A 12,535-nucleotide genomic window follows, 5' to 3' on the forward strand; every position below is an offset into this window, starting at 1 on the left:
ACAACTCGGCCCCCTTGCTCCCGCCGGCACATTTCTCGCTCCCTCGGGGCAAGGCAGCCATCGCCCGGCTTGTTAACCTGCCTGCAGCCAAACGCCGGCCCACCGGCCCGTTCGGCCTTCCTTGCGATATCCAATGGCAGCCGCCAGCAGAGCGGCCCAGCCCGGGCGGATGCCTTGCGCCCGGTGTCGATATCTCCTTTGTATTTTTATTCAGACAGTTACGAGGACGTCTTCATGCCTATCACCACAAAATTGAAAGCGGTTTCACTGGGTGTCAGCCTGGCGCTGGCCGGCCTGCTGGTCGGTTGCAACCAGAATGACTCGGATCCCCTGGTCAAGGACGATGCCTATTACCGCGGCCAGGCCGAGGCCATGGTGGCCAAGCTGACCCTGAGCGAGAAGCTGGACCTGCTCTCCGGCCCCGGTTACGGCAGTGCCAACGGCGCCATCAACGTCAAGCAGGACGTGCCCGGCGTGGCGGGTTACATCAACGGCGTGCTGCGCAGCGCGGACGGCATCGACATTCCGGCCCTCAAACTGGCGGACGGGCCGGCCGGGGTGCGGATCAACGCCAACCGCGACGGTGACAGCGCCAGCTACTACGCTACCGCCTGGCCCATCGGCTCGCTGCTCGCCTCCAGCTGGGACGTCAAGCTGGTCAAGGCCGTCGGCGAAGCCATGGGGGACGAGGTGCGCCAGTACGGGGTCGACATCCTGCTGGCTCCGGGCATGAACATCCAGCGCAACCCGCTCAATGGCCGCAACTTCGAGTACTACTCGGAAGATCCCCTGCTGACCGGCAAAATCGGCGCCGCCATGGTCAACGGGGTGGAGAGCAACGGGGTGGGCACCACCATCAAGCACTACTTCGGCAACAACTCCGAGACCAACCGCAACCAAATCAACGACATCGGCGAACCGAGAACCTTCCGCGAGATCTACCTGCGCGGCTTCCAGATAGCGGTAGACGAGGCCCAGCCCTGGGCGGTGATGACCTCCTACAACAAGGTCAACGGCACCTATGTCAACGAGCGCAAGGATGCGGTGACCGACCTTCTGCGCGGCGAGTGGAAGTTTGACGGCCTAGTCATGTCCGACTGGTTTGCCGGCGACGTGGCCAACAACGCCTACAAGCAGGTGCTGGCGGGGCAAGATTTGATCGAGCCGGGCAACGTCAAGGAGCAGTTGCAGCAATCCATCGCGCACGGCGATCTCGACGAGGCCAAGGTGAACGAGGCCGCCATCCACATCCTGACCCTGGTGATGAAGAGCCCCTCTTACAGCCAGTTGGCCATCAGCAACAGCCCGGATCTGACCGCCCATGCCAAACTGGCCCGTCAGGCCGGCGCCGAGAGCATGGTGCTGCTGCGCAACGAGGCCGCGGCCCTGCCGCTGGCGGCAAGCAGCACCCTGGCCAGCTTCGGCATCAATCAGATCAACACCTACAAGGGCGGCACCGGCAGCGGGGATGTGAACGCCGCCAGCACCACCACCATCGCGCAGGGACTGGCAGCACGCTTCCCGGTCAACGAGGCGTTGCAGAGCTACTACCGCGATTTTTACGAGAACAACAAGGTCTATCACGAGGGGCAATTTGGCGCCAAGGGCTACTACACCTGCGCCGAGGCGCCGATCAGCGGCGAGCTGGCGGCGCTGATCGCCAATGCGGCCGCCACCCAGCAAGCCGCCGTCATCAGCATTGGCCGCCAGGCCGGAGAAGGGGCGGATCGCAGCAGTGGCAAGGGGGACTATCTGCTCGGCGATGACGAGCGCGCCCTCATCGACGCGGTGAGCAGCGCCTTCCACGCCCAGGGCAAGAAGGTGGTGGTGGTGCTCAACGTCAACGGCGTCATCGATACCGCCCAGTGGAGCGACAAGGTGGATGGCATCCTGCTGGCCTACATGGCTGGCCAGGAGACCGGCCACGCGGTGGCGGACGTGCTCTCCGGCGCGGTCAACCCGAGCGGCAAGCTGGCCCAGAGCTTCCCGCACAGCTACGCCAGCGTTCCCTCCGCCGGCACCTTCCCGGGTGAGGACACCGACGGAGACGGCGAACCGGACGATCTCTACTACAACGAGGGGATCTACGTGGGCTATCGCTACTACAGCACCTTCGAGCAGACGGTCTCCTACCCGTTCGGCTTCGGTCTCTCCTACACCAGCTTCAGCTACACCAGCCCCGCCATCGCCAGCAATACCCTGGAGAGGGGCAGTGCCGGCAGCCTGGTGCTGACCGCCACCATCACCAACACGGGTGCCGTGGCAGGCAAGGAGGCGGCCCAGGTCTATGTGACCGCCCCCGAGGTCAAGCTGAAGAAACCGCTCATCGAGCTCAAGGCCTTTGCCAAGACGGCGCAGCTGGCACCGGGGGCCAGCGAACAGCTGAGCTTCACCATTCCGGCCAGCATCCTCGCCAGCTTCGATGAAGCCAGCAACCAGTGGATCGTGGAGCCGGGTCGCTACAGCGCCTACATCAGCCCCTCGTCGGATGTCTCCGCCAACACGCCGGTCAGCTTCACGGTGAGCAAGGAGATAGTGGTGAGCAACACCACGCTAGGGGCACTGGCACTGCCGACCGGGGTGGATCCCGCCAGCGTCACCACCGTCACTCGCTAACAGAGGCAGGCACGGCCTGGCTCCCAGCCTGGCCTTGCTCGAACATTGCCCAGCAATGACCCGCCCACGGGACCGGCCTTGCGCCGGTCCCGTTGTTATTGGCGGGCGTTGCGATAGGCCAGCGGCGTCATGCGGGTGTTGGCCTTGAAGAAACGGTTGAAGGCGCTCTGGGACGAGAAGCCGACCCGATCGCTGATGTTCTGCAGCGGTTGATCCCCCTCGCCCAGCAAGCGGCAAGCTTCGTTCACCCTCGCCTCCCTCAGCAGGGTGGAGAAGCTGCTCCCCTCCCCCTGCAATTTGCGATTGAGGGTCCAGCGGCTGACATTCATGGCCGCGCACACCTCCTTGAGCAGGCTCTCGTCGCTCTCCAGCTCCCCTTCCCGGATCTTGTGGCGGATCCGCTCCCCCACCAGATAGGCAAAGGGGGCCCGCTCGGCGATGTCGGCGCAGATCTGCGCCAGCTGGGCCAGTTGCAGATGACCCAGCGGTTCGTTGTAGCAGTGGCTGGGGCAGTCGAGCTGGGCGTTGTCGATGGTCAGGGTGTTTTCCCCCTGCTCCCAGCGGCAGCGGGCTCCAAAGAATTGATCCAGCAGCTGATGGCGCGGTGGCGGCCGCCCCGTGAAGCCCACCGAGACCTGGGGAGCCGCCAGATAGACCCGCAGGATCCGGTAGAGGATGATGAAGTTGGGGATGGCCTGACTCGCCCCCAGGCTGGCAGGCCCCTGATTGACATACAGGTATTGGCTGGCCTGCGCCCCCCGCCGCACCCGCAGCTCGTCACAACTACCGATGATGGGGCGATAGGCCAACAGCACCTCGAGCGCCGCTCGCGGCGAAGGCTGGTTCAGGCACAGGCTGATGAGGGGTGGATAGTGCTGGTAGAGCTGGCCGATGTCGTAGGAGAGGATGGTTTCGTGAAAACTGGCCAGATAGGGCTGCATCAGCTGCAGCATCCGGTAGTGGCTGTGGGCCGGCAGCCGGCCCTGTTCTCGCTCGATGTCGAACGACGTGAGGCCGCCCGCCATCAAAATGGCATCGGGATCTCCCCCCTGCTGCTGGCAGGCTCCCAGCATTCGTCTGATCACCTGGTTTGATACGCTCTGTGACATCTGCCGTTCTGGCCTCCGTGCTGACAGGAAACTACTCGTGCTCTCCACCTTGTCGACTACTGATCCGCCCCCCATCGCACAGGGGCACAGGGTTAGGGGATCAGGGGCCATTATGGGGCGGTCACAGGACGAGCAGATGTAACGGAGTGTAAAAGCACGGGTCAGCACTCATATTTACTCCCTCTCGTCAGACGAGACGATTTAAAAGTGCAGTCCGGCAGGAGTCGAACAAGAGCCGCAGATAGTCAACCAGTCGCCCACCACGATAGGGAAGAGAATCACCCATATCAGGAGGCATACGACGAGCCGGCCGGGTTTCACACGGCATCGGCCCCATCCATCTGTTGAGCTGCATGGATCAGATGTGCCCGTGCATTATTCAGAAGCGGGCGGCAGAGTTGGAAAAACTGGCGGGGTTGTGTGGATTAGCGACACGCAGCTCACTGTGACATGGAGCCAAGCCACGGGAGTAGGTGTGAAAAAGCAGATAAAAACAATGCCAGTCAGGCTTCACTGACTGGCATTAGCCTCATACCGAGGTTTTCTATCACTGGGTAATCGCCATCTCCATTCAGGAGGGCTGTTCGCCTTTGCTCTGGGCTCCCGGCGGCAAGGGCTTGCGTGCCATCAGCTCCAGTTCGAGCAGAGCATAGCGGTGCTCGATGAAGTCATAGACGTTGTTGGAGAGCGCCAACTTGAAGTAGCTGATGGCTTCCTTGCGGTTGCCTTTGCCCAACTCGAACTTGCCCAGATAGAAATAGGTTTCACACAGGCGCTCGGCCAGCTCCCGGTTATCCTTCACCCCTTTCACCACGTTGCCCATCAGCTGGGACGCGTTGATCTCACCTGTGTAGAGACGCACCAGATCCCAGTTCCAGGCATCGTCATCGTACTTGTTGAGGCGCTCGCGCATCCGGCTCATGGCCGCAGCGGGATTGAGCTTCTGCTCGGCCAGATAGAGCCAGATCACCCGATAGGGGTCTTCCGGCTGCGCTTCGTAGAAACGCTTCATATCGGCCGCAGCCAGCTCGGGACGGTTACCGTAATAGAGGGCAATGCCGCGGTTAAGGTAGGCATAGTCATAATCGGGTGCCAGCTCGAGGGCTGAGTCGAATGCCTCATAGGCTTCGTCGTAGTTCTGCTGCTGTACCAGATAGACACCGATGAAGTTGTAGGCTTCGGCGAAATCCGGCTTCTCCCGCAGGGCCCGGTTGAAATCGAGACGAGCGAGGGAACGCAAGCCGACGCGATCAAACACCACGGCACGTTCATAGAACAACTCGGCCCGTTGCTCCGTGGTCAACTCCATTTCACTCAGCATCTGCCCGAGTCGGGCGAGCGCCAACTCGCTTTGGTAGGAGACCTGCAGGGGGGTCGCCAATACCAGTGAAGCAGGCTGCGCCTTGGGAACCTTAGGGGTGTTGACATGACTGCTACTGCTGCAACCCCACATGGGGAGCAACAACAGGATACCAAGGAGGTATCCAATCCCTTTCCTGACGTTCAATGAACACTCCGACGCTTACGCTTGACCCCGCATATGGTAAAGGTCAGCCGCCACTTTGTCATGTAGCTGAGCCCCTCTCCATCAAATAAATCAGGATTCGACAGGGTATCCGGCCTCCAGCCAGCCGCGAAAACCGCCGTCAACACTGATTACGTTGCGATAACCCATCTGTTGCAAATTGTCGGCCGCCAGTACGGAGCGAAAACCGCCACCACAATAGAGATAGAGTGTGGTCTCGGGATCCGGGAACAGGGTCTCGATATCCCGCTCAATCACTCCACGACCCAGATATTGGGCTCCGGGCAGATGGCCTTTGGCCCACTCGCTCTCTTCCCGCACGTCGATCAGGTGAAACGTGCGCCCTTCATCCTGCCAGCGCTTGATCTGGTGAACATCGGTTTCGGTGATGCGGGAGCGGATCCCGTCAACCAGCGCCAAAAAACGGGGATTGTGTTGCATGGCAAGCTCCTTTTGTTGACATCATCTGCGTCAGCAAACGACACGCAGAGATAAGAAAAGAGCGCCATTAGGCGCTCTTTCTGTTACGGCAGGATCTCCTGCTGATCCGCGCCCTCTTTCTCTACCTGGGTGGGCAGCATGTGCTCGCGCTTGACGCCGAGGAACATGGCAAACGCACTCGCCACATAGATGGAGGAGTAGGTACCGAAAGCCACACCGATCACCATGGCCACGGCAAAACCGTGGATCAGCGCGCCACCCTTGAGCAGCAGCGCCAGCACCACCACGAAGGTGAGGCCGGAGGTGATGATAGTACGGCTCAGGGTCTCGGTCATGGAGAGATCCAGGATGTAGTCGGTATCCCCTTTACGCACCTTGCGGAAGTTCTCCCGCAAGCGGTCGAACACCACTATGGTATCGTTCAGGGAGTAACCCACCAGGGTCATCAGCGCCGCCAGTACGGTCAAGTCGAACTCGTACTGGAAGTAGGCAAAGACACCCAGGGTGATCACCACGTCATGCACCAGCGAGAGAATGCCGCCCATGGCCAGACGCCATTCAAAGCGCACCGCCACGTAGATCAGGATACAGATGATGGAGGCCAGCATCGCCAGCGCCCCGTCAGTGGCCAGCTCGTCACCGACTGAAGGGCCGACGAATTCGACGCGTTTGAGCACTGCGCCCTCATCGAGCAGCTTGGCCGCCGCAAGCACCTCGTTACCCTGCTGCTCGACCTTGACCCCCTCTTTCGGGGTCAGACGGAACAGCACGTCACGGCTGGAGCCAAAGTGTTGCAGGGTGGCCCCTTCAATCTTCTGCTCTTCCAGAACGTCGTGGATCTTGTCCAGGCTCACCGACTGCTGGAATCCCACCTCGATGGTGGTTCCACCGGTAAAGTCCAGACCCCAGTTCAGCCCCCGATCAAACAGGAAGAACAGGGCTACCACCATCAGCACGGAAGAGAAAACCACACCCGGCTTGGCATAGCGCATAAACGGGATCGGTTTTTCAAAATGTAGAATCTGAAACATCTCTCTATCCTCAGATGGGCAGCTTGTCGATACGCCGTCCACCCCAAGCCAGGTTGATAATGGCACGGGAAACTGTGATGGCAGTAAACATGGAGGCGGTCAGACCAATGCCCAGCGTCAGGGCAAAGCCCTTGATGGCGCCAGTACCGATACCGAACAGGATCACGCAAGTGATCAGCGAGGTCACGTTGGAGTCGGCGATGGTGGAGAATGCCCGATCAAAGCCCAGATGGATGGCTTGCTGAACACCGCGACCGTTGCGGATCTCTTCACGAATACGCTCGTAGATCAGCACGTTGGCATCCACCGCCATCCCCAGCGTCAAGACGATACCGGCGATCCCCGGCAGGGTCATGGTGGCACCCGGGATCATCGACATGATGCCGACAATCAACACCAGGTTCATACAGAGCGCCAGGTTGGCGACCCAGCCGAACGCGCGGTAGTAGATCCCCATGAACAGCACGATCACCAGCATGGCCCAGCCGATGGCTTCCATACCGCTGTCGATGTTCTGTTGACCCAGGCTCGGGCCAATGGTGCGTTCTTCCACGATCTGGATCGGGGCGATCAGGGCACCGGCACGCAGCAGCAGCGCCAGGTTGTGGGCTTCGTTGGCGTTGTCGATACCTGTGATACGGAACTGGCTGCCAAGACGCGACTGGATGGTGGCGACGTTGATCACCTCCTCCTGCTTGCGGAACTTGCGCTTGCCATCCGGACCAGGCTGACCAACCGGCTTGTACTCGATGAAGACAGTCGCCATCCCTTTACCCACGTTGTCCTTGGTAAAGTTGGCCATCTTGTTGCCACCCTGGCCATCCAGCTTGATGTTGACCTGGGGACGGCTGTACTCGTCGAAACCGGACTGGGCACCCACGATGTGGTCACCGGTCAGGATCACCCGCTTGTGCAGTACCACAGGACGACCATTGCGATCGGTATAGACCTTGGAGCTGGGAGGTACTCGCCCTTCCGCGGCAGCCTGAATATCAGCAGCCTCATCCACCATGTGGAACTCCAGGGTAGCGGTCGCCCCTAGGATTTCCTTGGCGCGGGCAGTGTCCTGAATACCGGGCAGTTCAACGACAATGCGCTCGGCGCCTTGCTGTTGTACCAACGGCTCGGCCACACCCAGTTCGTTGACCCGGTTACGGATGATGGTGATGTTCTGCTCCAGGGCGTACTTCTTCACTTCCTTGATCTTGGCTTCGCTCAGACCAGCCAGCAGGATGAACTCATCCCCTTTCTGCTCGGTAGTGAAAGTCAAATCAGGGTTCTGACGACGCAGATGAGAAACGGCGCGTTCCTGATCGGCTTCGTCACGGAAGATCACCTGCACCTGATCACCGACCCGGCGCACGCCGGAGTAACGGATCTTCTGGGTGCGCAGCTCGGCACGGAAATCCTGCACCATCTGCTCTTGCTGCTTGGTCAGTGCTTCGGCCATGTCCACTTCCATCAGGAAGTGCACACCACCGCGCAGGTCAAGACCCAGCTTCAGAGGGGCCGCACCGATGGCTTCGAGCCAGGCGGGAGTGGAAGGTGCCAGGTTGAGTGCGGTAATGAAGTTGTCACCCAGCTTGTTGGCAACAATATCGCGCGCCTTGAGCTGGTCTTCGGTGTTCTTGAAACGGATCAGGATCAGACCGTGCTCGAACGCAGCATGTTTGACCGGGATTTTCGCCTCGTCGAGCGTCTGTGTCACCAGGTCAAGGGTATCTAGCTTGACTTCGGCACCACGGCTGGCAGAAACCTGCAGGGCCGGGTCTTCGCCGTAAAGATTGGGGGCTGCATATAGAAAACCGATGGCGATCACGAAGACCACCATCAGGTATTTCCACAGCGGATAGCGATTCAACACGCTGTGCTCCTTGGGAGATTAAAGGGACTGGATAGAACCCTTGGGCAGAACGGCAGAGACGAAGTCCTTTTTGATGGTGACTTGAGTCTGGTCGTTCAGAGCGATCACCAGGTAATCGCTGTCAGCAGCCACTTTGGCAATCTTGCCAACCAGACCACCGGAAGTGAGCACTTCATCACCCTTGGACAAGGAGCTCATCAGATTGCGATGATCTTTGGCGCGCTTGGCCTGGGGACGATAGATCATGAAGTAGAAGATCAGGCCAAATACGGCCAGCATGATGATCATTTCCATACCACCACCCTGTGCACCCGGTGCTGCGCCTTCTGCATACGCCTTGGAGATAATGCTCATTTAACAACCTCTTATTGATGTAGATTTGAAAAACAAAATTATATGTTGTTGTTATTTAACGTCATTTTCAGCTAACGGAGGCACAGGCTTCCCTTGCCGACGGTAAAACTCAGTTACAAAGTCGTCTAATTTACCCTGCTCGATCGCGTCCCGCAAACCCTGCATCACACGCTGGTAATAACGCAGGTTATGGATCGTATTCAGACGGGCACCGAGGATCTCGTTGCACTTGTCCAGATGGTGCAGGTAGCTGCGGCTGTAGTTCTTGCAGGTGTAGCAATCGCACTCGGCATCCAGGGTGCTGGTGTCGTTGCGGTGCTGAGCGTTGCGGATCTTCACTACGCCATCAGTGGTAAACAGATGACCGTTGCGGGCGTTGCGGGTCGGCATGACGCAGTCGAACATGTCGATACCGCGGCGAACCCCCTCCACCAGATCTTCCGGTTTGCCGACCCCCATCAGGTAGCGTGGCTTGTCGGCCGGAATTTTCGGGCAAACGTGCTCGAGGATGCGGTGCATATCCTCTTTGGGCTCACCCACCGCCAGACCGCCGACCGCATAACCGTCGAAACCGATCTCCAGCAGCCCCTTGAGAGAGACATCCCGTAGATCTTCATAAACTGACCCCTGAATAATGCCGAACAGGGCATTCTTGTTGCCGAGCGCATCAAACTTGTCACGAGAACGCTTACCCCAGCGCAGGGACATCTCCATCGACTTGCGCGCCTCTTCGTAAGTAGCCGGATAGGGCGTGCACTCATCGAAGATCATCACGATGTCGGAGCCCAGATCGTACTGGATCTCCATGGACTTCTCGGGGTCGAGGAAGATCTTCTCGCCATTGATGGGGTGACGGAAGTGGACGCCCGCTTCGGTGATCTTGCGAATATGGCCCAGGCTGAATACCTGGAAACCACCGGAGTCAGTCAGGATCGGCCCCTGCCAGTTCATGAAATCGTGCAGATCACCGTGGGCACGCATCACTTCCTGACCCGGGCGCAGCCAGAGGTGGAAGGTGTTGCCCAGCAGGATCTGGGCACCGGTTTCACGCACTTCTTCCGGGGTCATCCCCTTGACGGTGCCGTAGGTACCGACCGGCATAAAGGCCGGCGTTTGTACCACGCCACGTTCGAAGACCAGTTGACCGCGACGGGCACGGCCGTCGGTGGTTTTCAGTTCAAATTTCATTGCTACCTCGATTCAGTCAGAGAAACAGTCTGACAATAGGAGGGCCGCTCAGGGCCCGGTAAATACGCTGAAGCTTATGCTTCAACCTGGCGACGGGTGACGAACATGGCGTCCCCGTAGCTGAAGAAACGGTACTGCTCGGCCACCGCTGCCTGATAGGCCGCCATCACGTTGTCATAACCGGCAAAGGCACTGACCAGCATGATCAAGGTCGACTCCGGCAGATGGAAGTTGGTGACCATGGCATCGACAATCTGGAACTGGTAGCCAGGGAAGATGAAGATATCGGTGTCACTAAAGAAGGGCGCCAGCGGTTTGCCCTGCGCCAAGGTAACCTTGGCCGCGCTCTCCAGCGAACGCACCGATGTGGTCCCCACCGCAATCACCCGACCACCACGGGCACGGGTGGCCGCGATGGCATCCACCACCTCTTGCGGCACTTCCGCATACTCGGAGTGCATGTGGTGATCTTCAATCTTCTCAACCCGCACCGGCTGGAAGGTCCCCGCCCCTACATGCAGGGTGACGAAGGCCGTTTCAACCCCTTTGGCCCGAATTTTCGCAAGCAGCGGCTCATCAAAGTGCAGACCGGCGGTCGGCGCGGCAACGGCGCCCGGCTTTTGATTGTAAACAGTCTGGTAGCGCTCCTTGTCGGCATCCTCGTCGGGACGGTCGATGTAGGGAGGCAGCGGCATGTGGCCGATGGCTTCCAAAATCTCCAGTACCGGACGCGGGTCGAGGAAGTGGATCTCGAACAAGGCGTCGTGACGGGCGCGCATCTCTGCCTCCACGCCCCCATCCATGATCATCCGGGTGCCCGGCTTGGGTGCCTTGGATGCCCGGACATGAGCCAGCACGCTGTGCTCGTCCAGAATGCGCTCGACCAGTACCTCCAGCTTGCCACCGCTGGCCTTCTGGCCAAACATGCGCGCCGGAATGACGCGGGTGTTGTTGAATACCAGCAGATCGCCCGGATTGAGCTGATCCAGCACATCGACAAATTGACCGTGGCGCAGAGCGCCAGTTTGACCATCGAGCTGCAACAGGCGGCTAGCGGTACGCTCCGCCATCGGATAGCGGGCAATCAGCTCGTCTGGCAGATCAAAATGAAAATCGGATACTTGCATCTTTCACCTCGGGGGGAATCGGCGGCTAGTCTAGTTATCCCCATCTTCCAAGGCAACCCAAAAGACCAAAAACCCAAGAGAGACAAGGGGTAGCGGGCAATTTTGTGACCACCAACCGGTTAATGACTCTTTAATGTTTTGTATTGACCCTGATCATGTTTTGCCACCCATGGCTGGGCTAGGGTGGAGAGAGGCGGTGAAGAAAAACCAATGTAATCAGGAGGCCTACCATGATGACCCTATCCGAGATCATGACAGAACATCCCTTCACTCTGGGACCGGAGAACAGTGTCAAACAGGCGATGGATCTGATGCAACAAGAGCGGATCCGCCATATTCCCATCGTTGACGAGCAGCACCATTTGCTTGGGCTGGTGACCCTCACCGATATCCTGGCCACCCGGGAATCCAAGCTGCTGCTGATAAGTCCGGAGCGGGAGGCTGAATTCACTGATAGTGTCCACCTTGACGAGATCATGACCCGTCAGGTCGCGAGCGTGGATCCCCATGCCGGCATCAAGGAGGCTGCCCTCTACCTGCAGCGGCACCGGTATGGCTGCCTGCCGGTACTCAAAGGACGCAAGCTGATCGGCATTGTCACCGAGTCGGACTTTATTGCCGTGGCCATCAACCTGTTGGAATTGATGGAAGAGCAGGATCCCCCGACCGATTTTTGATGGAGCAACCTGTAATTAAATTACAATAAAAGCGTTTTCAGCCGTCAAAATAAGCTAAAATGATGAAACACTTTCATTTTGACTGAAAAATTACACCAAATACTTGCCTTGTGATCTGCGTCACACTATCATCCCTCTCATGCAATAGTTGCCGAGGGGGAGAAAAGGGATTGTGCACCCATTATCTTCCTCTCATATGTCTGCAAGTTTGCACACCCCGTAGTTAGTCTTTGCTGTAAAGCATTTGTTTATATAGCCATTCCTTGTTTGATGACCCGGCCCTGTCGTTGCGATAGCGCCGGGATTTTTTTATCCGCGTTTTCTGCTCTCCCCCTTGTCAGCACATCTCCATCGCTGCAACCAGTTCCCTCAACCTCCTGCGCCACCTGTTTGCTCCACCGTTTATCTCATCGCGTCGCCATGCCTCTGCACACCTCTTCTCATGCCTTGAAAAGGCGATGTAGCGCACAGATATTGAACCATGACAAGGAGTTATCTCAGTAGGCCAGAGATATTCATGTTAGGTACAGCCATAGTGAGCTATCTAATAAGTAGATTTAAGCGATTCAAAAATGCGGCTTTTATCGATTAGCGGAAGCCCCT

General features: G+C 58.6%; 10 protein-coding genes. 2 read left to right on the forward strand and 8 right to left on the reverse strand.

Annotation, left to right across the window (positions count from 1 at the left end; all coding sequences use genetic code 11):
- The first annotated feature begins 234 nt into the window (after positions 1–234).
- Entirely contained in the window at positions 235–2,616 is a 2,382-nt protein-coding gene (locus I6L35_RS18880) for a glycoside hydrolase family 3 protein (protein ID WP_216979028.1), read from the forward strand.
- Positions 2,617–2,711: 95 nt separating this feature from the next.
- On the opposite strand, the gene I6L35_RS18885 is transcribed toward I6L35_RS18880, so the two are convergent.
- From I6L35_RS18885 to queA, 8 genes are all read right to left on the reverse strand, one after another.
- Positions 2,712–3,689, reverse strand: coding sequence for an AraC family transcriptional regulator (locus I6L35_RS18885; RefSeq protein WP_216979029.1), 978 nt, complete (start codon positions 3,687–3,689; stop codon positions 2,712–2,714).
- Positions 3,690–4,296: 607 nt separating this feature from the next.
- Positions 4,297–5,232 carry a lipoprotein NlpI gene (nlpI, locus tag I6L35_RS18890; protein WP_005344691.1) on the reverse strand — a complete coding sequence of 312 codons (936 nt, stop codon included), beginning with the start codon at positions 5,230–5,232 and terminating at the stop codon, positions 4,297–4,299.
- A gap of 90 nt (positions 5,233–5,322) precedes the next feature.
- Positions 5,323–5,691, reverse strand: a complete 369-nt coding sequence (locus I6L35_RS18895) for a rhodanese-like domain-containing protein (RefSeq protein WP_005344690.1) — start codon at positions 5,689–5,691, stop codon at positions 5,323–5,325.
- An 83-nt stretch (positions 5,692–5,774) separates the two neighbouring features.
- Complete coding sequence (gene secF, locus I6L35_RS18900) at positions 5,775–6,722, reverse strand: protein translocase subunit SecF (protein WP_005344682.1); 948 nt, start codon at positions 6,720–6,722, stop codon at positions 5,775–5,777.
- A gap of 10 nt (positions 6,723–6,732) precedes the next feature.
- Entirely contained in the window at positions 6,733–8,586 is a 1,854-nt protein-coding gene (secD, locus tag I6L35_RS18905) for a protein translocase subunit SecD (RefSeq protein ID WP_005344680.1), read from the reverse strand.
- An 18-nt stretch (positions 8,587–8,604) separates the two neighbouring features.
- A complete protein-coding gene (yajC, locus tag I6L35_RS18910) occupies positions 8,605–8,940 on the reverse strand; it encodes a preprotein translocase subunit YajC (protein ID WP_005337327.1) in 336 nt (111 codons plus the stop codon).
- 51 nt (positions 8,941–8,991) lie between these two features.
- Positions 8,992–10,128 (reverse strand): tRNA guanosine(34) transglycosylase Tgt, encoded by a 1,137-nt coding sequence (tgt, locus tag I6L35_RS18915; protein ID WP_005337329.1) that lies wholly within the window; start codon positions 10,126–10,128, stop codon positions 8,992–8,994.
- Positions 10,129–10,202: 74 nt separating this feature from the next.
- Positions 10,203–11,255 (reverse strand): tRNA preQ1(34) S-adenosylmethionine ribosyltransferase-isomerase QueA, encoded by a 1,053-nt coding sequence (queA, locus tag I6L35_RS18920; RefSeq protein WP_216979030.1) that lies wholly within the window; start codon positions 11,253–11,255, stop codon positions 10,203–10,205.
- 230 nt (positions 11,256–11,485) lie between these two features.
- Here queA and I6L35_RS18925 point away from each other — a divergent pair, with 230 nt between their 5' ends.
- Entirely contained in the window at positions 11,486–11,932 is a 447-nt protein-coding gene (locus I6L35_RS18925; protein WP_216979031.1) for a CBS domain-containing protein, read from the forward strand.
- Positions 11,933–12,535: the final 603 nt, after the last annotated feature.

The organism is Aeromonas sp. FDAARGOS 1405 (genome assembly GCF_019048265.1).
In the GTDB taxonomy this organism is placed as follows: domain Bacteria; phylum Pseudomonadota; class Gammaproteobacteria; order Enterobacterales; family Aeromonadaceae; genus Aeromonas; species Aeromonas veronii_A.

What these genes read in the sequence shown, in the direction of transcription:
- tgt (WP_005337329.1), bottom strand. Translation starts at nt 10,128, where the DNA reads ATGAAATTTGAACTGAAAACCACCGACGGCCGTGCCCGTCGCGGTCAA.
- I6L35_RS18885 (WP_216979029.1), bottom strand. Translation starts at nt 3,689, where the DNA reads ATGCTGGGAGCCTGCCAGCAGCAGGGGGGAGATCCCGATGCCATTTTG.
- I6L35_RS18880 (WP_216979028.1), top strand. Translation starts at nt 235, where the DNA reads ATGCCTATCACCACAAAATTGAAAGCGGTTTCACTGGGTGTCAGCCTG.
- I6L35_RS18895 (WP_005344690.1), bottom strand. Translation starts at nt 5,691, where the DNA reads ATGCAACACAATCCCCGTTTTTTGGCGCTGGTTGACGGGATCCGCTCC.
- I6L35_RS18925 (WP_216979031.1), top strand. Translation starts at nt 11,486, where the DNA reads ATGATGACCCTATCCGAGATCATGACAGAACATCCCTTCACTCTGGGA.
- secF (WP_005344682.1), bottom strand. Translation starts at nt 6,722, where the DNA reads ATGTTTCAGATTCTACATTTTGAAAAACCGATCCCGTTTATGCGCTAT.
- queA (WP_216979030.1), bottom strand. Translation starts at nt 11,255, where the DNA reads ATGCAAGTATCCGATTTTCATTTTGATCTGCCAGACGAGCTGATTGCC.
- yajC (WP_005337327.1), bottom strand. Translation starts at nt 8,940, where the DNA reads ATGAGCATTATCTCCAAGGCGTATGCAGAAGGCGCAGCACCGGGTGCA.